The organism is Streptomyces sp. NPDC048248, from assembly GCF_043201875.1.
In the GTDB taxonomy this organism is placed as follows: Bacteria; Actinomycetota; Actinomycetes; order Streptomycetales; family Streptomycetaceae; genus Streptomyces.
The window spans coordinates 78,762-100,786 of the sequence record NZ_JBICZL010000018.1; the positions used below are offsets into that span (position 1 = coordinate 78,762).

The 22,025-nt window shown below is 70.8% G+C and carries 24 protein-coding genes; 10 read left to right on the forward strand and 14 right to left on the reverse strand.

Features of this window, described 5'->3' with window-relative positions; genetic code table 11:
• Positions 1-10: 10 nt before the first annotated feature.
• Positions 11-934 carry a TIGR03564 family F420-dependent LLM class oxidoreductase gene (locus ACGFZW_RS31890; RefSeq protein ID WP_393896757.1) on the forward strand — a complete coding sequence of 308 codons (924 nt, stop codon included), beginning with the start codon at positions 11-13 and terminating at the stop codon, positions 932-934.
• Between the two features lie 29 nt (positions 935-963).
• On the opposite strand, the gene ACGFZW_RS31895 is transcribed toward ACGFZW_RS31890, so the two are convergent.
• Positions 964-1,323: a hypothetical protein gene (locus ACGFZW_RS31895; protein WP_393896758.1), complete on the reverse strand. Its 360-nt coding sequence runs from the start codon at positions 1,321-1,323 to the stop codon at positions 964-966.
• Positions 1,324-1,487: 164 nt separating this feature from the next.
• Here ACGFZW_RS31895 and ACGFZW_RS31900 point away from each other — a divergent pair, with 164 nt between their 5' ends.
• Both ACGFZW_RS31900 and ACGFZW_RS31905 read left to right on the forward strand, forming a co-directional pair.
• Positions 1,488-2,243 carry a ZIP family metal transporter gene (locus ACGFZW_RS31900; protein WP_393896759.1) on the forward strand — a complete coding sequence of 252 codons (756 nt, stop codon included), beginning with the start codon at positions 1,488-1,490 and terminating at the stop codon, positions 2,241-2,243.
• 138 nt (positions 2,244-2,381) lie between these two features.
• Positions 2,382-2,882 carry a hypothetical protein gene (locus ACGFZW_RS31905; RefSeq protein WP_393896760.1) on the forward strand — a complete coding sequence of 167 codons (501 nt, stop codon included), beginning with the start codon at positions 2,382-2,384 and terminating at the stop codon, positions 2,880-2,882.
• A gap of 50 nt (positions 2,883-2,932) precedes the next feature.
• Here the strand turns inward: ACGFZW_RS31905 and ACGFZW_RS31910 are convergent, their stop codons facing one another.
• Positions 2,933-3,217 (reverse strand): hypothetical protein, encoded by a 285-nt coding sequence (locus ACGFZW_RS31910; protein WP_393896761.1) that lies wholly within the window; start codon positions 3,215-3,217, stop codon positions 2,933-2,935.
• A 585-nt stretch (positions 3,218-3,802) separates the two neighbouring features.
• Complete coding sequence (locus tag ACGFZW_RS31915; RefSeq protein ID WP_393896762.1) at positions 3,803-4,903, reverse strand: endonuclease/exonuclease/phosphatase family protein; 1,101 nt, start codon at positions 4,901-4,903, stop codon at positions 3,803-3,805.
• A gap of 422 nt (positions 4,904-5,325) precedes the next feature.
• Between ACGFZW_RS31915 and ACGFZW_RS31920 the strand changes: the two genes are divergently transcribed.
• Positions 5,326-5,736, forward strand: coding sequence for a RidA family protein (locus tag ACGFZW_RS31920; protein ID WP_393896763.1), 411 nt, complete (start codon positions 5,326-5,328; stop codon positions 5,734-5,736).
• Between the two features lie 105 nt (positions 5,737-5,841).
• On the opposite strand, the gene ACGFZW_RS31925 is transcribed toward ACGFZW_RS31920, so the two are convergent.
• Positions 5,842-6,216 (reverse strand): hypothetical protein, encoded by a 375-nt coding sequence (locus ACGFZW_RS31925; protein ID WP_393896764.1) that lies wholly within the window; start codon positions 6,214-6,216, stop codon positions 5,842-5,844.
• Positions 6,217-6,402: 186 nt separating this feature from the next.
• Between ACGFZW_RS31925 and ACGFZW_RS31930 the strand changes: the two genes are divergently transcribed.
• Positions 6,403-7,203 carry a MerR family transcriptional regulator gene (locus ACGFZW_RS31930; RefSeq protein ID WP_393896765.1) on the forward strand — a complete coding sequence of 267 codons (801 nt, stop codon included), beginning with the start codon at positions 6,403-6,405 and terminating at the stop codon, positions 7,201-7,203.
• Positions 7,200-8,414 (forward strand): glycosyltransferase, encoded by a 1,215-nt coding sequence (locus tag ACGFZW_RS31935; protein ID WP_393896766.1) that lies wholly within the window; start codon positions 7,200-7,202, stop codon positions 8,412-8,414. Before ACGFZW_RS31930 ends, ACGFZW_RS31935 begins: the two co-directional genes overlap by 4 nt.
• 39 nt (positions 8,415-8,453) lie before the next feature.
• Here ACGFZW_RS31935 and ACGFZW_RS31940 read toward each other — a convergent pair whose 3' ends face one another.
• From ACGFZW_RS31940 to ACGFZW_RS31960, 5 genes are all read right to left on the reverse strand, one after another.
• Positions 8,454-8,750: a DUF3303 family protein gene (locus tag ACGFZW_RS31940; protein ID WP_393896767.1), complete on the reverse strand. Its 297-nt coding sequence runs from the start codon at positions 8,748-8,750 to the stop codon at positions 8,454-8,456.
• A gap of 209 nt (positions 8,751-8,959) precedes the next feature.
• Positions 8,960-10,633, reverse strand: coding sequence for an alpha-amylase family glycosyl hydrolase (locus tag ACGFZW_RS31945; protein ID WP_393896768.1), 1,674 nt, complete (start codon positions 10,631-10,633; stop codon positions 8,960-8,962).
• A 141-nt stretch (positions 10,634-10,774) separates the two neighbouring features.
• Positions 10,775-11,629 (reverse strand): carbohydrate ABC transporter permease, encoded by an 855-nt coding sequence (locus tag ACGFZW_RS31950; RefSeq protein ID WP_393896769.1) that lies wholly within the window; start codon positions 11,627-11,629, stop codon positions 10,775-10,777.
• Positions 11,626-12,558: a carbohydrate ABC transporter permease gene (locus ACGFZW_RS31955; protein ID WP_393896770.1), complete on the reverse strand. Its 933-nt coding sequence runs from the start codon at positions 12,556-12,558 to the stop codon at positions 11,626-11,628. The genes ACGFZW_RS31950 and ACGFZW_RS31955 overlap by 4 nt, the downstream gene beginning before the upstream one ends.
• Positions 12,555-13,880, reverse strand: a complete 1,326-nt coding sequence (locus tag ACGFZW_RS31960; RefSeq protein WP_393896771.1) for an ABC transporter substrate-binding protein — start codon at positions 13,878-13,880, stop codon at positions 12,555-12,557. Before ACGFZW_RS31960 ends, ACGFZW_RS31955 begins: the two co-directional genes overlap by 4 nt.
• Before the next feature lie 248 nt (positions 13,881-14,128).
• Here ACGFZW_RS31960 and ACGFZW_RS31965 point away from each other — a divergent pair, with 248 nt between their 5' ends.
• The 3 genes from ACGFZW_RS31965 to ACGFZW_RS31975 all read left to right on the forward strand — a co-directional run bounded on the left by ACGFZW_RS31965 (position 14,129) and on the right by ACGFZW_RS31975 (position 16,002).
• Entirely contained in the window at positions 14,129-15,274 is a 1,146-nt protein-coding gene (locus ACGFZW_RS31965; protein ID WP_393896772.1) for a LacI family DNA-binding transcriptional regulator, read from the forward strand.
• Positions 15,275-15,382: 108 nt separating this feature from the next.
• Positions 15,383-15,604: a hypothetical protein gene (locus ACGFZW_RS31970; protein WP_393896773.1), complete on the forward strand. Its 222-nt coding sequence runs from the start codon at positions 15,383-15,385 to the stop codon at positions 15,602-15,604.
• A gap of 146 nt (positions 15,605-15,750) precedes the next feature.
• A complete protein-coding gene (locus tag ACGFZW_RS31975) occupies positions 15,751-16,002 on the forward strand; it encodes a hypothetical protein (RefSeq protein ID WP_393896774.1) in 252 nt (83 codons plus the stop codon).
• Positions 16,003-16,122: 120 nt separating this feature from the next.
• Here ACGFZW_RS31975 and ACGFZW_RS31980 read toward each other — a convergent pair whose 3' ends face one another.
• Positions 16,123-17,109, reverse strand: coding sequence for a DMT family transporter (locus ACGFZW_RS31980; protein WP_393896775.1), 987 nt, complete (start codon positions 17,107-17,109; stop codon positions 16,123-16,125).
• Between the two features lie 63 nt (positions 17,110-17,172).
• On the opposite strand from ACGFZW_RS31980, the gene ACGFZW_RS31985 reads away from it, so the two are divergent.
• Positions 17,173-17,781: a TetR/AcrR family transcriptional regulator gene (locus ACGFZW_RS31985; protein ID WP_393896776.1), complete on the forward strand. Its 609-nt coding sequence runs from the start codon at positions 17,173-17,175 to the stop codon at positions 17,779-17,781.
• Between the two features lie 93 nt (positions 17,782-17,874).
• On the opposite strand, the gene ACGFZW_RS31990 is transcribed toward ACGFZW_RS31985, so the two are convergent.
• The 4 genes from ACGFZW_RS31990 to ACGFZW_RS32005 all read right to left on the reverse strand — a co-directional run bounded on the left by ACGFZW_RS31990 (position 17,875) and on the right by ACGFZW_RS32005 (position 21,852).
• Positions 17,875-19,317 carry a flotillin family protein gene (locus tag ACGFZW_RS31990; RefSeq protein WP_393896777.1) on the reverse strand — a complete coding sequence of 481 codons (1,443 nt, stop codon included), beginning with the start codon at positions 19,315-19,317 and terminating at the stop codon, positions 17,875-17,877.
• 282 nt (positions 19,318-19,599) lie between these two features.
• Positions 19,600-20,109, reverse strand: a complete 510-nt coding sequence (locus ACGFZW_RS31995; RefSeq protein WP_393896778.1) for a hypothetical protein — start codon at positions 20,107-20,109, stop codon at positions 19,600-19,602.
• Between the two features lie 198 nt (positions 20,110-20,307).
• Entirely contained in the window at positions 20,308-21,234 is a 927-nt protein-coding gene (locus tag ACGFZW_RS32000; RefSeq protein WP_393896779.1) for a DMT family transporter, read from the reverse strand.
• A 390-nt stretch (positions 21,235-21,624) separates the two neighbouring features.
• Positions 21,625-21,852, reverse strand: a complete 228-nt coding sequence (locus tag ACGFZW_RS32005) for a DUF5133 domain-containing protein (protein WP_393896780.1) — start codon at positions 21,850-21,852, stop codon at positions 21,625-21,627.
• Positions 21,853-22,025: the final 173 nt, after the last annotated feature.

The following is a 22,025-nucleotide window of genomic DNA, read 5'->3' on the forward strand; positions in this document are numbered from 1 at the left end:
TGGCGCTGACATGACTGTGGGAGCAGCACTCAACACGACCGGTCCCGACAACCAGATCGACGCCACCGTGCGGCTCGCCGAGGAGGCCGCGGCCGCGGGCCTGCGGTCCGTCTGGTTCGGGCAGACCTTCGGCGCCGACTCACCTCAGCTCGCGGCGATCGTCGGACGCGCGGTACCGGGGCTTCAGGTGGGCACGTCCGCGATCCCCGTGTTCGGACGCCACCCGCTGACCGTCTCCAGCCAGGCGCAGACCGCGCAGGCGGCCACCCACGGCCGCTACCACCTCGGCCTCGCGCTCGGCACCAAACTCCTGACCGAGGCAGGCTTCGGCATCCCCTTCGAACGGCCGGTCGCCCGTCTGCGTGAATTCCTCATCGCCCTACGGCAGTTGACCGAGACCGGCAGCGCCGACTTCCACGGCGAGCTGCTCACCGCGACCACACCGATCCCCGCCCGGGTGCCGGGCGCGGAGGTCGGTGTGCCGCTGCTCGTCGCCGCGATGGGGCCGCAGGCACTGCGCGCCAGCGGCGAGCTGGCGGACGGGATCCTGCCGTATCTCGCCGGGCCCCGCGCCCTGGCCGAGCACATCGTGCCGGCCGTCACCGCGGCCGCGGAGGCCGCGGGCCGCCCGGCGCCCCGGATCGTGGCGCTGGTGCACGGAGTGGTGACCGATGATGTCGACGCCGTGCGCGAGACGGTCACGGAGCAGCTGGCGTTCTACGAGCAGATCCCGTCCTACGCGCGTGCCGTCGCGCTCTCCGGCGGCACACGGGCCGCCGACGTGGCCGTGATCGGCGACGAGAAGACGGTGGCAGCGGAGGTGCGGCGCTACCGGGACGCCGGCGCGACGGAGGTGGTCTTCTCGGGCACGGAGGTCGCCGGGGACGCCGACCGCCGCCGTACCTGGGCGCTCCTCGGCGAGCTGGCGGGCTGAGGCCGGGACGGCTTCCCCCGGGCCTTTCGTCAGTCGCGCAGGGACTCGATGCCCTGGGCGAGGATGAGTTCCTGCATCAGGGAGCGGCCCTTGTCCGGGTCGTCCGGCCACGGCGTCCAGCCGTGGCCGACCGGACAGATCAGCCGCGCCTGGTCCGTCCAGTGCCCCATGGCCGTCCACCCGCGGTCGGCATCGCACTCCGGACACCGCAGGGCCGTCACACGGAGGAACGGGGCGTACTGCCCGTCCGCGGCCCGCCTCTCCTCACCGGCGCCATCACTCTCCACGGCCACCGGATCTGCCTCATGCACCCGGATCTGATCACGCACCTCGATCGACCAGAAAGCGCCCTCCGGCACCTCGTCCCGATCCCGCTCGTCACTCCCCATACCGGCATCCTCCTCCGACCGCGCCCGTCCCGGATGACGCTAGCCCAGCGCCCTCGACCGGCGTCACCTGCGGTCGGCCCCGCCGCCGGTTCATTCCGTCGGGGGCGTGCACGGTGGCGGTCACGCCTCCGGCTGCTCCCCGGGGCCCGGGGTACGCGCGGGCCATGAGCGACACAGTGCAAGCAGGAATGTGGGGACTGGTGGCCGGGTCGGCCCTGCTGCTCGGGGCCGTGCTGGGATACGGGATGCGGATCCCGCAGCGGGTGGTGGCGTCGGTGATGGCTTTCGGTGCGGGGGTGCTCCTGTCCGCGGTCTCCTTCGAACTGGTCGAGGAGGCGTACCACCAGGCCGGACAGGCTCCGGTGGCTGTCGGGACCGTGTGCGGGGCGGTGGCCTACACCGCGGGCAACGTCTGGCTGGCGAGGCGGGGTGCGCAGCACCGCAAGCGGTCCGGTCGCCGTCATTCCCAGCCCACAGAGGCCCAGCACGCCGGCTCCGGTCTCGCCCTGGCGCTGGGCGCCCTGCTGGACGGGGTTCCGGAGTCGGCGGTCATCGGCGTCAGCCTCTCCGACGGCGGGAAGGTCAGCGCGGTCACGGTGGCGGCCGTCTTCCTCAGCAACGTGCCCGAGGGCCTGTCGAGCTCCGTCGGCATGCGGCGGGCGGGCCGCGGCAAGAAGTACGTCTTCGGCGTCTGGGGGGCGATCGCGGCGGCCGGCACGGTCTCCGCGGTTCTCGGCTACGCCGTCGTGGGCGGGATGCCCGCTCCGGTGGTGGCCTCGGTGACCGCGGTGGCCGCCGGTGCAATCCTGGCGATGGTCGCCGACACCATGATCCCGGAGGCCTTCGAGGACGCCCACCTCGCGATCGGCCTGATCACCGTCAGCGGCTTCCTTGTGTCGTTCGCGCTGTCCCACGTATGAGTTGCCGCCGACAACCGCGGCCCGGAGGTCCGGCGGATGCCGGGCGATCCCGCTCCCCGCCCCGGATTGTTGCCTCATCCGCGTGGGTTGCCCGGCGAGTCGGTTGTGCGGCCCTTGACGGTTCGGCACGGTGACAGCGTGCGCCCTCCCCTCCTTCTCGCCGCCGCCGCGATCGTGCTGCTCGCCACCACCGGTTGCGTCTCCGTCCCCGACCACGGCTCGCCCCGGGCCCCCGACCGGTCGCCGGAGGTGCACACGGTCGCGCCGGCCCGGCCCTCGGCACAGCTGACGCCGACACAGGAACCGGCCCACGAAAGGCTGGTGACGGTGGCGGACGCCCGCACGCCCATGAAGCGTGTGCGCCAGGCGAAAGCCCCCGCACGCGAGGCCGCCCCCCGACAGCTAGCGCGGCAGCCGCAGCGGTGGCAGGCGCCGCACGCTCGCCAAGCGCCACGGCAGCGCGTCCGACAACGGCCGGCCTCCACGCCGGCGCCCGTCCGGCAGCAACGGCCGAAGCGCCGTACGGCGGCCGCCCCGACTCCCCGCGAGACGGTGGACTCACGAGTCGTGTGCCGCCTGGCGTCCGGGAATGTCCGCGCGGACCTGCTGCGTCTGTGCCGGGGAATGTACGGCCGTTGAGGCCGCCGGTTGTCGGTCGCCGGTGGCGGTTCTGCTGACAATGAGCGCGATCAGAAGCCGGTCAAACCCTCGATCGCCGTCCGCGCCCACTCCTGCGCCCCCACCGCCGTACCGGCCGCCACGCCGGTCGCGACCGGAGCCAGCGCCCCCTTGAGCATGGCAAGCGCGCGGCGGAGCCTGCCCTCCTCCGGGGCGTCCGGCTGTGTGATCGCCGCGAGGACCTCCCGGGCCGCGGACTCGGCGTCCTCGCGGTCCCGATCGGCCAGGCCGGACTGCGGCAGTTGACCGAGCAGTTCGGAGACCCGGTCGGCGAGCGCCTCGAAGCCCGGGGCCACGGCGCTGTTGTTCTGCTGGTTCTGGGTGACCGTGTCGTTGGAAAAGGGCCCTGCCGTGCAGGATCGCGCTGTCCCGCAGCGTCACGGAGGTGTTCGGCCGCGCGTGCACGCTGACGCCGTTGTGCGCCCGGATCTCCGCGTGTTCGAGTGTGAGCGTTCCCGCACGGCAGCCGACGACATCGGCGTCGCGGCCGATCAGTACGAGGCCGTGCACGGCGACCGCCCCGAAGGCGTCGAGGACGGCACCGCGAGGCCGGCTCACCACCACGGAGCCCGGACCGTCGATCGCCGCCAACCGGACCTGGCCCCCGACCGTGAGCGCCTCTTCGTAACGTCCGGCCGCGATCTCGATCAGCGCGGGCCGGCCCCGTCCGGCTGCCGCGGACAGAGCGGACGAGATGTCGGGGTAGGCGCGACGGCCGCCGTGCGGCGCCACCAGATACCTCGCGACCATTCCCGCTTCCCCCCACGCCGCCCGCTCGCAGGCGCCGATATTACCCGAGCAGGTGAACGACGGCGGCTGCCCAGGCGTCCGCCCCGGGGGTATTCACCGACACAACGGTCCTTGACGGCAACGCAGTTGTCTCACAGGTCGAGGTCGGCGTACACCGCAGCGTGGTCGGAAGCCTGGTCGCCCTTCGAGGTCACGGTCGGGAACGACTTGAAGGTGCCGGGCGCGTGGATTCCACGCCGCTCCACCTTCACGTCCTCCACCAGATCCCACAACGCAGGGGCGAGCATCACGTAGTCGAATTTCTGGGCGAGGGAGGTGCCCGTCCCATGGGTACCGGGCGCGCCGGTGTACGTCCGGTGGCTCATCACGTCCTGCAGGCCGGTGTCAAGGAGCAACGCCAGCGGCTCGCTCTCCGGGTCGTCGTTGAGGTCACCGGCGACCACCACATTCGCGGACCGCTCCAGGGCGCTCTTGTAGATCTCCCGTACCCGCTCTGCCTGAGCCTTTCGCTTCTTGGTGGTGGCGGCCGGGCTGCCGATCTTGCTCTTGAAGTGGTTGCCGAGGATCCACAGCGGCGCTCCGCCGGTGAGTTCGACCTCGAACTCCGGGCAGTCCCGGCTGAAGATCGGCCGGCCTGCCGCGCTGTCGAAGATGTGCGACCGCACCGAAGTGATCGGCCGACGGCTGTAGAGGCCGATGTCGATGCCTCTGCTGTCATTGCCGTCGATCAGCATGTTGAAGGGGTACGTCTTCGCGCCCATCAGGTCGCTCAGCACCTGCTTCTGGAAGCGGTGCAGGGTGAGCCGGTCCTCGACCTCGACCATGAGCAGCACGTCGGCATCGACCTCGGCGACCACCTGACCGGTGTTGTGGACGGCCTCCTCGTCGAGGTCGTCGCGCACGAGTTCGGCCCAACCGACCCAGTGGGCACGCCCCTCGGCGACGATTTCGATACCGCCACCGCGCTTGGTCCGGAAGAGCTTGGCGCCGCCACGGGTCTCGTTCACCAGGATGGGGCGGCTCTTGGACTGGGAGGCGGGGACGTCGTACTTGTCGAGGAGTGCCGCGATCTTCTCCTTGTCATCGGCCGTGTAGAGGTCGTGGTCGAGGAGGGAGACAAGGGCGGCGAAGTCCTCCAGCGTCCGCTTGCGCTCCTCCGCGTCGGGAAGCGCGAAGACTCGTGGGCGGTGAAAGAGGTTCTCGGCGTTGAAGGTGGCGATGCGGAAAGTCATGGCGCCTCCCGTCGCGGCGCGGGTACACGCGGCCGACCGGGCAGGCGCGCCGCCGAGGACACTGCTCGCCGACACTTCCAATTCTCCGAGCGTGTGCGTTGCCTGTCCAACGGAGCGGACGCTCACGGCGAGGCGGGAGCGGGCACCTCGGCAATCCGGTGGCGGTGGTCCCGGCCTGCGGAGCCCCGGCCCTCATGACCACGGAGCGCACGATCGGCGTGACCTCTCGCCGCCCCGCTTCGTTAGCACCATCGACGCGTGCATCCTTCCCCCCACGGGAGACGCGCCGCGAAGGCCCTGAATCTGCCCGGCTCAGGGCCTTCACCCTGTCAGCTCGGTGCCCCCGCCCTCCGCCTCGTGCCGGCACCGCCTTCGGCGAAACTCCTTTGCGGCGGCGTTCGCAGGGCGGCCACGATCTGCGTATGGCTTCCAGAATCCGACGTATCAACCCGGACCGTCTCCATCCGACGCCGGGCTACCACCACATCACCGTCGTCGAGTCAGGACGTACCGCCTATCTCTCCGGTCAGTGCCCGCTGGACGTCTCCGGCGCGCTCGTCGGCGAGGGTGACCTGGACCGGCAGATCGACCAGGTGACGGCGAATGCGACGGCCGCCCTGGCCGCCGTCGAAGCCGGTCCCCACCATGTGGTGCGGTCCGTGGTCTACGTGGTCAGCGACGAGCGAGAAGTGCTCGCCGCCGCCTGGCACCGCTTCCACACCTCGGCGCTCGGGCCTGCGCTCAGCACGGCGAGCACCCTTCTCGGCGTCACGCGGCTCGGTTTCCCGGGGCAATTGGTGGAGTTGGACCTGACGGCGGCGCTTCCTGGGTGACGGGGCGGCGGCGTCCGCGAGTGCGGCCGCGGCGGGCCCCGAGCCGGCAGCTCAGCAGTACCGCTCGGCTCAGCGGCTCAGCCGAGCGGTGCACCGCGCCGGTCGCTATCCGTTCCGCCGTACCCGGTGGTTGTGCCAGGCGAAGGCCCGATCGAGCTGGCTGCGCGTCAGGCCGGTGGCCGCCGCCATCTGCTCGAAGGTGAGCCCGTCGGGGTGCCGGTCGAGCGCGCGGGACATCTTTCCCGCCCATTGCTCTTCGTCGATGAAGGGGCGCCGCTCGTACTCGTCCCGGAGTTCGGCGAGGTGCGCCGCGGAGCAGGCCGTGAGGCGGCGCCATCCGTCCAGCTCCGGATCGTCCGGGTGGACGACGGAGGAGTCGGGCACCCGGGCGCGCACCTCCGAGTGGTCGGTGATCACGGCGCCGCAGACATCACACAGCTCGGGCAGCGTCTCGCCCGCGTCATCCCGGTCGGCGTCCATTCTTCCGGTGTACTCCGGAATCACCCGGCATGCCAGTGCACGCGGCGGCGCCGAGGCCGGGCGCTCCCCCGGCGGCCCGGCCCTGTCGCGACGGCTCGCGCAAGCAGACGGCTGCCCGGGCGGAGAGCCGGTTGACCCTCCCCTTACGTCAGGCTTGAGGCTGTCCATCGACGAGAGGGCGGGTGCATGAGTTACTCGGTAGGGCAGGTCTCGGCTTTCGCCGGAGTGACGGTGCGTACGCTGCACCACTACGACAGGGCGGGGCTGCTCTCGCCCAGCGACCGCAGTCGCGCCGGGTACCGCCTCTACAGCGATGCCGACCTGGCGCGGCTCCAGCAGATCCTTTTCTACCGCGAACTCCGTTTCCCCCTGGAGGAGATCGCCGAGATCCTCCAGGATCCGCAGGCGAACGCGCTGGAGCGACTACGAGCCAGGCAACGGCAATTGGCCGAGGAGATCAGCAGACTTCAGCAGCTGGCGGAGGTGGCGGAACGCGCCATCGAGGTCCAGCAGACCGGGGTGCCCCTGACACCCCGGGAACGCTTCGACGTCTTCGGCGAGATCGGCTTCGACCTCAGTTACGCCACGGAGGCGCAGCTGAAGTGGAGGGACTCGGACGGACACCGCGAGGCGATGGCTCGCGCTGCCGCCCACACCAAGGAGGACTGGCAACAACTCATGGGCGAGGCCGCCGTCTGGCGCGCGGAGCTGCTCACGGTCTTCGACGACGGGGAGCCCGGCGACGGCGATCGGGCAATGGACCTCGCCGAGGAGCACCGCCGGTACCTCGCGCGCTGGTTCACCCCCTGCCCGCCCGACATGCATCGGCGCATCGCGGACGACTTCGCCGCCGATCCGCGCGCCTTCGCCCTTGTCGTACCACCCTCACAGCAACGCCCGGGCCTGGCGGCCTACTTGTGCAAGGCGATCCACGCCAACGCGTCCCGCAGCGCCGGTTCGCGTCCCGAACCGGAGGAAGACCGATGAGAATCATGATCGCCACTGCCGGCTCGCGCGGCGACGTCGCGCCGTACACCGGCCTGGGCGCCGCACTGCGCCGCGCCGGGTACGACGTCGCCCTGGCCACCACCGACTCCTTCGCACCCCTCGTACGTGATGCCGGGCTGGAATTCCGCCGTCTGCCCGCCGACACCCGTCCACACGCAGGTGTGCGGGGCAAACGTGAACTGATGCGCGCCGCAGCCGCCTTCCTCACCGAACTGGGCCAAGGATTCGCCGGTGCGGTGGCCGAGGGCACGGACCTGCTCCTGCTGTCGGCCACCACTGCCCCGCTCGGCTGGCACCTCTCCGAGGCCACGGGCATACCGAGCCTGGGCGTCCACCTCCAGCCCACCGCACCGACCGGTGACTTCCCACCCGTCATCACGGGCTCCCGTTCGCTGGGCCGCCCGGGCAACCGCGCGGCGGGGCGCTTCGCTCTGCGCATGACCGACCGCGTCTACGAGCCGGCGGTTTCGGAGCTGCGCCATCGTCTTCACCTGCCTCCGCTGCCCGCCTCCGCGATGCGCCGACGCCAGGAGGAGGCCAACTGGCCCGTTCTGCACGGCTTCAGTACGGCGCTGGTGCCGCGCCCCTCCGACTGGCGCCCCGGTATGGAGGTCGGCGGCACCTGGTGGCCCTACCTCGACGCTGCCGAACGGCTGCCCGCGGACCTGGAGGACTTCCTCGCGGCAGGGCCCCGCCCCGTCCTGATCGGCTTCGGCAGCATGGCGGCCGGGGAGGGCGAGCGCTTGAGCGAGATCGCCGTACGGGCGCTGCGGCGTGCCGGGCTGCGCGGGATCCTGCAGTCGGGGAGCGCCGGGCTCGCCGCCGACGGGAACGACATCCTCACCGTCGAGGACGTACCGCACGCCCTGCTGTTCCCGCGGCTGGCAGCGGTGGTTCACCACGCCGGCGCGGGCACCTCGGCGGCCGCACTGCGTGCCGGGGTGCCCGCGGTCACCGTACCGGTCACGGCAGATCAGCCGTTCTGGGCGGCGCGGCTCGCCTCGATCGGCGCCGCACCGGCCCCGATCCCCTTCCGGTCCCTCACCTCCGAACGACTTGCCGACGCGCTCAGCCGTGTCACCGGGGAGCCGACCTTCACACGCGCCGCCGCGGCCGCCGCGCGCCACATGGCCACGGAGGACGGAGCGGGGCAGGCCGTCAAGGCCGTCCAGCGGATGACCCGGGATTGATGCGCCTGCGTGCTCGGTGCGTCCGGGTCCTCGCCGCTGTCAGCCGCCGCTTGCCGCAGCCAGGCCCTTGCGCATGTCTTCAGTGTTCATCACAGGGGTGTAGGTGACCTTGGCACCGAACTCCAGGAAGAAGGGTTCGGACAGCTTCGGCATCTGCGACGGGTCCTGCAGGTCGAAGACGATGAACGCGGTGCGATGACCTTCGAACGTCGTGAAGTAGGCCGCCTCCGGGCGCAGGGCTTGCAGCGCCGACTCCATGGTCTTTGCCATCGTCCCGTTCCTGTACGCCTGGTTCCCGGCCTGGGTGTCCATCTCCACCTTCAACAACACGCGCATCCGGCTCACTCCCTCCGGCGGACCGAGCCGGGCGCCCGTTTGCGTCACGTGGGACCCAGTCCCGTTTCGCCCCCCGCTTTCAGCGTCTCTCGGGGTGACGAGAGCCGCCACCGGGCGCTCGCCGGCTCCGAGGCCGCCCTCCCGGGGGCCGGCTGTGGAGGCGAGCGCCACAACGCCAAGTGCAGCGCTCGCCTTCGCGACCCGGCAGGTCAGTTCTGGAGCCAGACGGTCGTGTCCTGCGGAAGGCGGTCTCCGGTCAGCGGGCCGCTGGCCAGCAGCACCTCGCCCGGCGGGACGGGCACCGGGCTGTCGGAGAAGTTCGTGACGCTGTGCCATCCGCTGCTGCGGCGGAAGTGGAGAACACCGCCGACGGCGGCGTCGTCCGCGCCGACCCACTCCAGGCTCTCGTCGCCCATCATCTTGCGCCGCAGCCGCAGGGCGGCCCGGTACAGCTCCAGGGTCGAGCCCTCGGCCCCGTCCTGCGCCTGCGGGGAGTAACCGCCGAAGGTCTCCGGCTGGGGCAGCCAGGGCGTACCCGTGCTGAAGCCGAACGACGGCCCGTCCACGGTCCAGGGCAACGGCACACGGCAGCCGTCCCTGCCCTTGCGTCGGTGCCCGGTGCGCTCCCACACCGGGTCCTGGAGCGTGTCCGGTGCCAGGTCGGCGACCTCGGGCAGGCCGAGTTCCTCGCCCTGGTAGAGGTAGGACGAACCGGGCAGGGCCAGCATCAGCAGCGTCGCCGCGCGGGCCCTCCGCAGCCCGGCCGCCCCGTCGGGGGCCGGCTCGCGGCCGTCGCCGAGCAGCCAGGAGTCCAGGTCGGTGCGGCTCATACCGATGGGCAGGGCGTAACGCGAGGCGTGCCGCACCACATCGTGGTTGGACAGCACCCAGGTCGCCGAGGCCCCGGCCGCACGTGCCGTGACCAGCGAGGTGTCGATGACGGTGCGGAACTCCAGAGCGCTCCAGGGGCATTCGAGGAACTCGAAGTTGAATGCCTGCCCGAGTTCGTCGGGACGGGCGTAGAGCGTCCGGCGGGCGTTCGCCACCCACGCCTCGGCCACCGCGGTGCGCGGCGGGTCGTACTCGTCGAACACCCGGCGCCACTCGCGGAAGATCTCGTGCACCTCCTCCCGGTCGTACAGCGGGTGGCTGCCGTCGAGCGGGAGTTTGCCCAGGGGGCGGCCCTGGCCGGCGCCGAGGTCGCGCAGGGGCTCGGCGAGATCCTTGGCCAGGCCGTGGGCAACGTCGACACGAAAGCCGTCGACACCCCGGTCGGACCAGAAGCGCAGGGTCGTGAGGAAGTCGGCCCTGACCTCGGGGTTGTCCCAGTTCACGTCCGGCTGCTCGGGGGTGAACAGGTGCAGGTACCACTGGCCGTCGGGCAGCCGGGTCCAGGCGCGGCCGCCGAAATTGGACTCCCAGTCCGAGGGCGGCTCGTCGCCGTTCTCGCCGCGGCCGTCGCGGAAGATGTAGCGGTCGCGCTCGCGTGAGCCTCGCGGGGCACGCAGGGCCTCCTGGAACCACACGTGCCGGTCGGAGGTGTGGTTGGGGACGATGTCCACCACCACCTTCATGCCGAGCCCGTGCGCCTCTTGGACCAGGGTGTCGAAGTCGGCGAGCGTGCCCAGGCGCGGGTCGACGTCGCGGTAGTCGTCGACGTCGTAGCCGCCGTCCGCCAGCGCGGAAGGGTAGAAGGGGCTCAGCCAGACGGCGTCCACGCCGAGGTCGGCGAGGTAGGGCAGCCGGGCGGTGATACCGGGGAGATCCCCGATGCCGTCGCCGTCCTGGTCCGCGAAACTGCGCGGGTAGATCTGGTAGACGGTGGCCTGGCGCCACCAGTTCGGGTCACAGGTCGCCTGGTCCGCGGGGTGCGAGGTGCTCACAGGGGCTCTCCATGTCTGCGGTGTGCGGTCTGCGGGTGAGGTCCGGATCGGCCGGGCGGGACGGCGTCGGCCGGTCCGCACGGGCCGGGTACGGGTGGTGGTGGCCCGCGGGGGCCGGGGTGCGCAGCGGGCTTCATCCGGTCACCCCTTGACCGCCCCGGCGGTCAGGCCGGAGGTGATCGAGCGCCGGAAGACCAGGACGAGGATGGCGATGGGCACGGTGGCGGACATCGCCCCGGCGAAGATCGTGCCGTAGGGAACGGTGTACTGGCTGCCGAAGAGTGCGATGCCGACGGGCACCGTGCGTGCGGAGTCCTCGCTGTTGAAGGTGAGTGCCATCAGGAACTCCGTCCAGGTGCCGGTGAAGGTGAACACCCCCGCGGTGAACAGGCCGGGCCGGGCCGGCGGCAGGATCACCGACAGCAGGGTGCGGGTGACCGAGGCGCCGTCGATCTCGGCGGCCTCCTCCAGGCCGCGGGGAAGCCCCAGCAGGGAGTTGCGCATGATCCAGACGGCGAACGGCAGATGGAACGCCACGTACGGGATGATCAGGCCGAGGTGGCTGTTGAGCAGCCCCAGGGAGCGTTCGACGAGGTAGAGCGGGGTGACGACGGCGATGGCCGGGAAGACCGAGATCATCAGCAGCGCGACCATGATCGTGCCGTGTCCGCGCATCGGCAGCCGGGCCAGCGCGTACCCCGCGAAGAGCGCGAGTCCCAGGACGACGATGGTGGAAACGACCGCCACCAAGGTGCTGTTGAGGAGGTAGTGGCCGAGGCTGTTGCCGCCGAAGGCGTCGGAGTAGTTCGCGAAGGTGGGGTCGGACGGGAAGACGCTCGGGGGGTTCGCGCCGATGTCGCGTGAGTCCTTGAAGGACGCCGAGGCCATCCAGTACAGCGGCATCGCGGTGAGGACGACGAGGACGAGCGCCCCCAGGTTCACCGGGTTGAGCCAGCGCCGCCGGCCCCGGCCGCGCGCCTGTGTCAGCTGTCTCATCGCAGCTCTCCTTCCGACGCCTGGGACGTGAACGCCCGCAGGAAGACCAGGCAGCAGACCAGCACCAGCAGAGCGGTGGTGGTGGCGATCGCGGCGCCCGGCCCCATGTTCAGGTCCTGGAAAAGGGTCTTGTAGCCGAGGATCGCCAGCGACTGGGTGGCGGTGCCGGGGCCGCCCTGCGTGAGGACGAACGGCAGGTCGAAGATGCCGAACGCCTGGAGGATGCGGAACAGCACGGCGATCCCGATGACCGGCCGCAGTTGGGGCAGGGTCACGCGCCAGAAGGTGGACCAGGCGTTCAGGCCGTCGATCTCGGCCGCTTCGAAGACGTCCCGCGACAGCATCACCAGACCGCCGAGGACGATGATCGCCACGAAGGGCGTGGTCTTCCAGATGTCGGCGACCATCATGCCGCCGACGGCCGTTGCGGGTGTGCCCAGGATGACCGGGGAGTGGCCGAGGAAGATCTCGCAGAACCAGGTGGCCAGCCCGTACGAGGCGTCGTAGAGATAGCCCCACAGCTGGGCGGAGACGACCGTGATCAGCGACCAGGGAACGAGCAGCAGCGCCATGATCCAGCCCCGCCCGGCGCCCAGTCTCTCCAGCACCAGCGCGGCCAGCGTCCCCAGCACCAGCTCCACCAGCACCGTGACCACGGTGTAGAAGAGAGTGAAGAGCAGCGCCTCGCGCCATTCCGAACTGTTCAGCAGAGCCGCGTAGTTGGCCGTGGTGAAGGAGTCGACGCGGAAGCCGTCGTAGGTGATCCGCACGGTGGTGAAGCTGAGCACCACGGAGAACAGGATGGGAAAGATGGTGACCGCGCCGACGACGAGAAGGGTCGGAGCGGTGTAGCCCCAGCCGACCCGGGCGCGGCGACGGCGTGCGCTTCCGGGCCCGGCGTCGGCCCGGCCCTTGGTTTTGTGGCTCACAGCACCGCTCCCTTCAGTGCCGCCCGCACCCCGGCTTCCATGGCGGACAGGGACTCCTCCACGGCCGCCGAGCCGCCGACGGCGGAATTGGCGCCGGTGTAGAGGGCCTTGCTGACTTTGGGGTAGTACGGCGTGCCCGACGGCCGGGCGACCAGCTCCAACGTCCGTGCGTTGTCGAGGACCGGGCTGCCCAGCTGCCGGGCGGCACGGCTGTTCAGCGCCGAAGTGAGCGCGGGGATATAGCTGCTCTCCCGTAGCAGCACCTGCTGCCCCTCCTCGGAGAGGAAGCGGGCGAAGGCGAGGGCGCCACCCAGCTCGCGGGTGTGCGGGTTGACGAAAACGCTCCAGCCGCCGAGTCCGCTGTGCTCGGAGCCCTCCCGGCCTTCGAATCCCGGGCGGGGGACGACACCGACCCTGCCCGCGGTCCTCGTCCCTTCCGCGTTCGACGCGCCCCAGGCGTAGGCCCAGTTCCGCAGGAACAAGGAGCGCCCGCTGATGAAGGCGTCCAGCGTGTCCTGCTCGATGTAGGTGGTCACCGCGGAGGGGCTGACCTTCGAGGCCACCAACTCCCGCATGAAGGAGAGGGCTCGCGTCCCTGCGGACCCGGCCACGGTGACGGAGGTTCCGTCGGGACCGATGACCGATCCTCCGGCGTCGGCCAGGAACTCGGTGAAGTTCACCGTCATTCCCTCGTAGACCGACCCCTGCCAGACGAAGCCATGGCCGACGTCACCGCTCCGGCGGACCTTCGTCGCGGTGTGCGCCAGTTCCTCCCAGCTGCGCGGTACCCGCAGCCCGTGCTTGGCCAGCAGATCCTTTCGGTAGTAGAGGAACGACTCGTCGATGAAGAAGGGCAATGCGTACACGCCGCCCGCTGCCGAGCAGGCGTCGATCAACGGCTTCGGATACTTCTTCCAATGGCCCTGCGGCACGTAGGGATCCAGTGGGAGGGCCAGGCTGTTGTACGCGAACTGGCCCGGCCAGACGACGTCTCCCAGGAAGACGTCGGGCGAGTGCGAGCCACTGGCGATCTGCGTGGTGAGCGTGGCGCGGTTGGTGTCCGTGTCGGACGGCGCCTTGAGCAGTCTGACCCTGATCTGCGGGTGCCGTCGTTCGAACGCCGCGATCAGCAACGGCGCCAGCTCGCCGTTGCGACGGTCGGTGAGGCGGTGGCACCACCAGGTGATGGTGGTGGGCTCGGTGGGCACCGCGGCGCTCTGTCCGGCCACGGGGTTGGTCACTTCGCTTCCACACGCGGTGAGCGCGGCGGCCGTGACCCCTCCGAGGCTTCCGGCGAGCAGGGAACGGCGGCTCAACGTCATAGGCCCTCCTTGGTCCTCCGTGACTGTTGCCGCCTGATGACAGCGTTTGCAAACTAGGGATGGCCATCGGTCACGTCAACCATGTCGACAGGTGATCTGCTCTCAAATCTCGTTGGTGGCCGGCATATCGGGCAACAACCGCTGGATTCACCTCTGATGGCAGCGCTGCCATTCTTTTGCCCCGTCCGGCAGTTGGAGAACAACGCCGGCCCCTGCCCACGGCAGTGACGGTGGGGTACGTTGAGCGCATGCGCCCCAGTCGGAGTCCCGCCACCATGCCCGATGTGGCCCGGCGAGCGGGTGTGTCGGTGTCGACGGTCTCGCGCACGCTGCGAGGTCTGCCCACGGTCTCGCCCGCGACCCGCCACAGGGTCGAACAGGCCGCCAAGGAACTGTCGTTCAGCATTTCCCGCAGCGCCTCAAGTCTGGTCACCGGCCGCACCGGGCGGGTCGCGGTGATGGTCCCCACGCTGCAGAGCTGGTTCATGGGCGCGATGCTCGCCGGACTCAGCTCGGTCCTGCGGGCCGCCGACCTCGACCTGCTGATCTACGACGTACCGAGCATGACCGAACGCGCCGCCTTCTTCGAGCGGCTGCCCGCCCGGCGCAACGCCGACGCCCTGCTGGTCGCCTCGTTCGACCTCTCCGCGACCGAGCGCGAACGGCTCGACGAGCTGGGCATGCCGGTGGTCTTCGTCAGCCAGCAGATGGCGGGGCGGGCCGGGGTGCGCGTGGACGACGTCGAAGGAGGGCGGCACGGCACGCAGTATCTGGTCAACGTCGGCCACCGCCGGATCGCCTTCGTGCAGACGGACAGCGGCAAGGGCTTCTCCTTCAGCGCCCAGGAACGCGTCGAGGGCTACCGAAAGGTGCTCGCGGAGTCGGGGATCCCCGTGGACGAGAGTCTGGTGTTCCGCGGCGGTACGGGCCGGCGCGCGGGCGCTGACGCGGTGGCACACCTGCTGAGCGCGCCGCAGCCGCCCACGGCCGTCTTCGCGGAGAGCGACGAGGTGGCCATCGGAGTACTCCAGGCCCTGCGCACCTCGCGCATCCAGGTGCCGGAGGCCATATCGGTGCTCGGCTTCGACAACCACGAGATGGCCGAGCTGTTCGACCTGAGCACCGTCGCGCAATCACCCGACGAGGTCGGCCGGGCCGCGGGCGAGCTGGTGCGCTCGATATTGGAGAACGACGAGGCGGACGACGCCCGGCAGGTGGTGTTGCCCACCCGCCTCATCCTGCGCGGGAGTACGGCACCCCTGGCAGCTCCGGACACCACACCGGCGGGCCGTCCCAGGAAGCCGAAGACGACGGGGCGGCCCCTCCAGGCCAAGAATCAGGGCGCCGCGTCCGGTCGCTCCACCGGAGCCGGGCGGGAAGGCACCCGGGGGTGACCGGCCTGCGGTTCGTCTCGACGCCGCCCGCTCCTCCGCATCCCCGGAGCGCCTTGTCACGCCTGCTCGCCGTGGATCGTGTCACCTTGCTTCCGTACACTCCGCCGCGTGATCCACAAACCCTCTCCCGCCCCTGACGCAGCCCTGTTCGACTTCGGCAAGCGGCGGATGCGCCAGACCATGCGCGGCGCGATCGGGGCCTTCGCCCTGGCCCCCGCGATGCCGGTCGCCGCCGTCGTCCATGAATACGGGCTCGGCACCTGGGTGTTCGCGGTGATCTGGTTCCTCGTCCTCGGCGGTGCGGGGGCGGGCATGGCGTGGGTCGGCTGAGCGGACCGCCATGCGTACCTGGCCTTCGACACGACCGGCGTCCGGCTGCACAAGCATCGGCGCACGCCGTCATACCGTGGGCCTCGCTCGAATCGGCCGGTCTCTTCTGGTGCCCCCAGGGACCGGACAACTCCGGCAAGCGTCTGGTGAGCCTCGAACTGTGCCCCGCCGGCGGGGTCGATGAGCACGAACCGGCACTGTCCCCGCTCATCGTCCATGACGCGCCGAACCTTCCGGGCGTGGCCGACCGTCGCTACCGCGTCGGTGTCCCGGTGTTCGCCCTCCGCGTGTACGGCCCGAAGCTCATCGAGGCGGCCCGCTCCCGCGCCGGTCACCTCTGGTTCGGCGAGCACGAGCGGCCTTCGGGCTACCTCCGCGTACAGGACCTCTTCAGCTGAGTCCGCCGCCGTCAGCGGCTGAGGAGAAAGACCCGCAGGCTTCCTCGTCAGCCGCGAGCGGCCCGGCGCGCCGACGCCGCTCGCCCGACCGGAGCCGCCGACCGGTCTACCGCTCCCGCTTCATGAGACGTTTTCACGCCGGGACGCCCCAACGCCCCCCGGTCCGACGGCGTCCGACTCGACAGGATCCTTCCCGGTCGTCTCCTGGCCCTTCGACCCGTGTGCCGCCGCCCCGCGACGTGGCCGTCCACCGCGGTGGACGATGACGACGGCCGTGAGGCCCACGGCGAGGCCGATGACGGTCTGCGGGCCGCACGGTTCACCGAACATCACCGCGCCCCACAGGGCCGTGACCGGAGCCATGAGGAACATGAGCGTGTTGACCTTGGTGACCCCCGAACGCCTCAGGATGAGCCAGTAGAGCCCGTAGCCGCCGAAGGTGGAGAGGGCCACGAGCCAGCCGATCGCCGCCCAGAACGACGACTCGGCGGGCGGTACCGCCGCCCCGGCAGCCATCGCAAGTACGGTGAAGACGACGGCACTTGCCGCACAGTGCACCGTCATCGCCACGCTGGGCGCGACCCGGGTGCGGGAGCGGCTCTCGACGAATGTGGCCGCCACCAGAGAGGCCATGCCGAGGAACGGCACGAGGTAGGCCCACCACGCCACGCCGGCGGCCGCCGCGGCGTCGGCCGTGGTGACGATGACCACGCCGGCCACTCCGAGGCACAGGCCGAGCCACTGCCGGCGCGAGACGTACTGCCGCAGCAGCGGCCCGGCGAGCGCTCCGGCGACGAGCGGCTGGGTGCCGTCGATCAGAGCGGTGGTGCCGCTGGAGACCCCGAGCTGGATCGCGTAGTAGACGGTGAGCAGGTAGCCGCTCTGCGAGAGCAGGCCGACGACTATCTGACGGGCCACCGCCCGACCGGTGAGACCTCGCCACGACGCCCGGGCGCAGCAGACCGAGACGACGAGCAGCACGACGGCGAGCGGCAGGAACCGCCACATCAGGATCGTGACGGCGGAGGCGGTGCCGGCGCCGAGCTTGGCCCCGATGAATCCCGAGCTCCAGCAGACGACAAAGGCGATCGAGAGCAGGAAGTTCATGCCGCGCCTCCAGTAAACAGATCGGTATACCCCTCACTATACAGATCGGTATACACTGGGGCCATGGGCACTGCACACACGACACGGCGGATCACGATGACGCCCGCCGCAGCCCGCGTCGTGGAAGCCGCCGCGCGGCTCTTCTACGAGCGGGGGATCCACGCCGTCGGGGTGGACCTGATCGCCTCGGAGGCGGGGGTGACGAAGAAGACGATCTACGACCGCTTCGGCTCCAAGGAGCAGGTCGTCGTGGAGTACCTCGCCGACCGCGACGAGCGCTGGCGGGCTTTCCTCGCCGAGCGCCTGGACACGGCCGGCCGGGAACCGGCCGCGCGGGTCCTGGCCGTCTTCGACGCCTCACGGGCGTGGTCGGAGGAGTACAGCACCAAAGGGTGCAGCATGGTCAACGCGCACGCCGAGATCAGCGATCCCGCGCACCCCGCCCACCCGATCATCGTCGGGCAGAAGGCGTGGATGCTCGCCCTGTTCACCGGACTCGCCGAGGAGATCAGCCCGGAGCAGGCCGGCGACCTGGCCAGGACGCTGATGCTGCTCCACGAGGGCGCTCTCGTCGCCCACGGTCTGGCCGTCTTCCCCGACCCCATCCCCCACGCGCGCGACCGGGCACGAGCTCTCCTCGCCGCCGTCGCCGAGGCTGCGCGGCAGGGCTGAGAACCGCAGGGCGGGCGGAGCGCCTCGACGTGCGGAGCCCGGTCGGCTCCACCGCCGACCGGGCTCCGCATCTTCCCTCGGGCCGCGTGGACCTCAGTCCGTGATCGGGATCTGCCCGTTGAGGGGCGCCCCTTCGGCTGCGGGTGCGGCGGCGGGCTTGACGGCGGAACCACGCTGGGTGACGCCCTTGAGCAGCTCGGCCAGATCGACGCCCGTGGTGGAGTTGAGCAGCTCCATCCCCTGGGCGACGTTGTCGGCAACCGTGCGGGACAGCTGGCTCGCGCCGTCCGTGGAGATCACGGTCATCTTGTCCACGGCGCTCAGCGGTTCGGACGCCTTGGCGACGACCTGCGGGAGCACCTCGACCAGCATCTGGAGGATCGCCGCGTCACCGTACTGCGAGAAGGCGTCGGCCTTCTTCTGCATCGCCGCCGCCTCGGCCGCGCCCTTCGCGGCGATCGCGGCGGCCTCGGCCTCACCCTCGATCCGTACGGCCTCGGCGAGCGCCGCGCGGTGCAGCTTCTCACCCTCACCGGTCAGCCGGGACCGCTGCGCCTCCGCCTCGGCCTCCTTGACCTGGGCGATACGACGGGCCTCGGCCTCCTGCTCTGCCTGGTAGCGCGCGGCGTCGGCCGGCTTGCGGACCTTGGTGTCGAGCTCGCGGTCGGTCAGCGCCGCCTGACGCTCGGCCACCTTCTCCTGCTCCGAGAGGATCTCCTGCCGGCGCGCGGCCTCGGCGAGCGGGCCCGCCGCGTCGGCCTGGGCCGCGGCCGCCTCGGTCTCCACCCTGATCTCGGCCTGCTTCAGGTAGAAGGTCCGCTCGGCGATGGCGATCTCCTCGGCCGCCTTGAGCCGGGCCTGCTCCGAGGCCCGCTTGGCGTTGGCCTCGGCGATGTCGGCCTCCTGCCGGGCCCGGGCGGCTTCGGGGCGTCCCAGGTCCTCCAGGTAGGAGCCTTCGGTGGTGATGTCCTGGATCTGGAAGGCGTCCAGGATCAGGCCCTGACCGGAAAGGCTGGCCTCCGCTTCCTCGGCCACCTGGCCGGCGAACGCCGCACGGTCGCGAATGATGTCCTCGACCGACATCCGGCCGACGATGGCGCGCAGCGCACCCGAGAGCACTTCCTGGGTGAAGCCGACGATGCCCTTCTGCTGCTGCAGGAAGCGCTGAGCCGCGGCGCGGATGGCGTCCTCGCTGCCGCCGACCTTGACGATCGCGACGCCGTCGAGGTTGGCCTTCACACCGCGCAGCGTGACGGCGCCCCTGACCGCGACCGGGATGTGCCGGCTGGACAGGTCCAGGGAGAACCGCTGCTGGACGAACGGGACGACGAACACGCCACCACCGACGACGACCTTCTGGCCGCTGTTGTCGATGCTGACGCGCCCGGTCGCCGGGTCGGTGGACTTCTTGCCGCGGCGGCCGGTGATGATGAACGCCTCGTTGGGGCCCGCGACCTTGTAACGGGTGATCACCACAAGGGCGAGCAGGACGAGGAGTACGACGACCCCTACGACGGCGACAACTACTGAGTTCATGCTGTTCCCCCGTGCCTCCCCACGGAGGCAATTGGAAGGTGGGCGGTGATGGTGTGCGCCGAGTGACGCTGAGGACAAGTGGTCGAGGACGAGTGCTGAGGACGTGTGGGTAGGAGTGACGGGCTGAGCCTGAATCGGCGGCTGCGGGTACGGAAATGGGTGTGGCCACGGGCGTGGCGGTGACCGCGGTTCCCTGGCCTTCCGGGCCCCGGGTCGGCCGACCGGCCGGACTCGACGCGGACGGTGGCGGGCGGACGGTCATGGGGACGTCCGGGAAGCTGGTCAGCGCTCCACGGGGCGGACCGCGACAGAGGTGGACGACAGCGACGCCTCCACCCAGATCTCGGCGCCCCGGGCGACGGGTTGCTCGCTCCTGGCCGCCAGTTTCACGGGATGACCCGCGAGTCGCAGCAGCACTTCCCCGTAGCCGTCGGCGGGAATGGCCGTCACCACCGATCCGGCCGTGCCGACCAGATCCTCGTGCCGGGGCACCGGGTCGGTCTGATCCCGCATCAGGACGCGGCTGAACTTCCACGCCAGCCATCCCGCGGCGACCCCGGCCGCCGCGCCGACCCCCACGGCCGCGCCCACTCCGAGCCCTGCGCCGCCCCATACGATCGCGCCGCTGAAACCGAACATCGACAGGAAGCCGGCGACGACCGGGAGCGACAGCAGTCCGTCGAAGAATCCGCCCAGAAATCCGCCGAAGAGCCCTTCGAGGATTCCGTCGAAGACCAGCGCGAGAAGCAGGAGCGCCACCCCCGCGATGCCGAGCCCGAGAAACCAGTTCACCCGGCTGCCCTCCCCCGTTTTCAACAATCGCGTGAACAGAAGGAGCGTCTCATACCCAGCCGGACATGCACATTGCCTGATCCCGGCAATCTTTACGCGCCTTTGATGCCGCGTTGCGTTACCGGGACCGCTGTGACGTACGGGAGAGCGGTCGGCCTGCGTCGAATCGGCGCGTCGTGCCCCGCCCGTGACGCGCCCTCACATCTCCCCGGGGCCAGGGTGCGTCCCGGCCGCACGTTCCGCGGTAGGGGTGCCGCCTTCACCACCCACCAGGTCCCGGGCCAGCGCGACACGGGAGAGCAGGACGGCGCCCCACAGGATCAGCGCCACTCCCGCACCCTCGGCGAGGAGCCACCAGCCGGTCCGTACACGTTCGTCGAACAGGGTGACGCCCAAGGACAGGCTCACCAGCGCGTCCCCGAGAGTGAGGACCGGCTGCGAGGCGGTCAGTGGGCCCGACTGCATGGCGTTCTCCAGGAGGAAGAGCGCCAGGACACCGACGAGCGCGAAACCGTATGTCTGCCAGGAGAGGAAGAATCCGGCGGGGCCCCCGACCTCCCAGGCGTACGTGGCGTCCTTCATCAAAGCCGCGGTGAGCGCGTAGGCGATGGCCGTGGCCGCACCGAAGCAGGCCGCCCGTACTCCCCCGGCGCCACGGCGCAGCGCCGCACCGACCGCAGCCATGATCGCCACCGCGCACACCACGAGCGCGGGCACCCAACGGCTCACCGGCGCGTGGTCGTTGCCGACGGTGGGCGCGGCAGCCGTAAGCGCCGAGCCGAGCCCGACGACGATCAGCCCTACGCCCACCCAGCCGCCGCGGGAGACCGTTCCCCCCAGAAGCACCCGCCCGATGAGCAGGGCGAGCGGCAGTTCGAGGATGAAGAGGGGCTGCACCACCGACAGCGCGCCCTGTGACAATGCCAGTGCCTGAAAGCAGGCGGCAGCGATAACCGCGAGCATGCCGCCCAACCACACGACCCGGTGCAGCAGATCGACGAGCAGGCCGAGACGCAACTTGGCCGAGACCGGGAGCGTGCGCGCGGCGCGCCGCTGCAGGACCGTGGCCAGGGCGTTGCTGAGCGCCGCGAGCACTGCGAAGACGGCAGAGAGCCAAACGCCCATGGAACTGCCTCCCCTACCTCCTCGTCAGCGCAGAATCGGCAGCCTTCGCCCTCGTCCGGTCCCTCACCCACCGCCCGCCGGTCGGTGCACCACACCCACATCCGCCGAGTCGCGGTCGCATCGCCGCCCGACCCTCTGACGTCGTGGCGCTGGGCTCCGGAACCGTCTCCGCTGCGCTCGCTCTGCTCATGCCGTGATCCCTACCAACCCGGACGGGCGGGGGCTCCCGAACACGGCACCAACCACGCGTTCGGCGCCGCCGCGCAGCTTGGACGGGGGTACTGGTGGCCGTGCGCAAATGCCGGCCCCCTGAACACCCTTGATCCGGTACTCACGGAGTGGGGGCAAGAGACCTGGGCGGGTACGGGTCGTGGGTGAGCAGCCGATGACTCAGCGGGCCAGGAGGGAATCATCCTTCACCCGAGCACCGGGCAGCCCGTGACGCGCGGCGATCAGCGCGGCGTCCACATCCCGCGTGCCGGTGGCGATGCACAGGCTGTACTCCACATCGTCCAGCCGCTGCCGTACCTCGACGCTGCCCTCCTCAGCGTGGAGAACCTTCAGCACCTCGTACTGCTCGATGAGCTTGCGCAGCACTGCGGGGTGAGCCATCAGCACGGTGGAACTCCTTGTGCCCTTGATCGCGTTCGCCGGTCGGTCACAGACCCGGCTACCCGGCACTCGCCCGGACATTCGGACCGGCTTCCCCAGCGCATCGGCGGTTTCGGTCTCCGCCCGGCATTCGGCGCCACGCACCTCCACCGCCGTTGATTCGGCACCTTCACGGTCGC

Excerpts from the sequence above, each read along its gene's own strand:
- ACGFZW_RS31900 (WP_393896759.1), top strand. The coding sequence starts at position 1,488 with ATGAGCGACACAGTGCAAGCAGGAATGTGGGGACTGGTGGCCGGGTCG.
- ACGFZW_RS31990 (WP_393896777.1), bottom strand. The coding sequence starts at position 19,317 with ATGAACTCAGTAGTTGTCGCCGTCGTAGGGGTCGTCGTACTCCTCGTC.
- ACGFZW_RS31930 (WP_393896765.1), top strand. The coding sequence starts at position 6,403 with ATGAGTTACTCGGTAGGGCAGGTCTCGGCTTTCGCCGGAGTGACGGTG.
- ACGFZW_RS31920 (WP_393896763.1), top strand. The coding sequence starts at position 5,326 with ATGGCTTCCAGAATCCGACGTATCAACCCGGACCGTCTCCATCCGACG.
- ACGFZW_RS31940 (WP_393896767.1), bottom strand. The coding sequence starts at position 8,750 with ATGCGCGTGTTGTTGAAGGTGGAGATGGACACCCAGGCCGGGAACCAG.
- ACGFZW_RS31890 (WP_393896757.1), top strand. The coding sequence starts at position 11 with ATGACTGTGGGAGCAGCACTCAACACGACCGGTCCCGACAACCAGATC.
- ACGFZW_RS31980 (WP_393896775.1), bottom strand. The coding sequence starts at position 17,109 with ATGAACTTCCTGCTCTCGATCGCCTTTGTCGTCTGCTGGAGCTCGGGA.
- ACGFZW_RS31950 (WP_393896769.1), bottom strand. The coding sequence starts at position 11,629 with ATGAGACAGCTGACACAGGCGCGCGGCCGGGGCCGGCGGCGCTGGCTC.
- ACGFZW_RS32000 (WP_393896779.1), bottom strand. The coding sequence starts at position 21,234 with ATGGGCGTTTGGCTCTCTGCCGTCTTCGCAGTGCTCGCGGCGCTCAGC.
- ACGFZW_RS31960 (WP_393896771.1), bottom strand. The coding sequence starts at position 13,880 with ATGACGTTGAGCCGCCGTTCCCTGCTCGCCGGAAGCCTCGGAGGGGTC.
- ACGFZW_RS31985 (WP_393896776.1), top strand. The coding sequence starts at position 17,173 with ATGGGCACTGCACACACGACACGGCGGATCACGATGACGCCCGCCGCA.
- ACGFZW_RS31915 (WP_393896762.1), bottom strand. The coding sequence starts at position 4,903 with ATGACTTTCCGCATCGCCACCTTCAACGCCGAGAACCTCTTTCACCGC.
- ACGFZW_RS31935 (WP_393896766.1), top strand. The coding sequence starts at position 7,200 with ATGAGAATCATGATCGCCACTGCCGGCTCGCGCGGCGACGTCGCGCCG.
- ACGFZW_RS31965 (WP_393896772.1), top strand. The coding sequence starts at position 14,129 with ATGCGCCCCAGTCGGAGTCCCGCCACCATGCCCGATGTGGCCCGGCGA.
- ACGFZW_RS31925 (WP_393896764.1), bottom strand. The coding sequence starts at position 6,216 with ATGGACGCCGACCGGGATGACGCGGGCGAGACGCTGCCCGAGCTGTGT.
- ACGFZW_RS31895 (WP_393896758.1), bottom strand. The coding sequence starts at position 1,323 with ATGGGGAGTGACGAGCGGGATCGGGACGAGGTGCCGGAGGGCGCTTTC.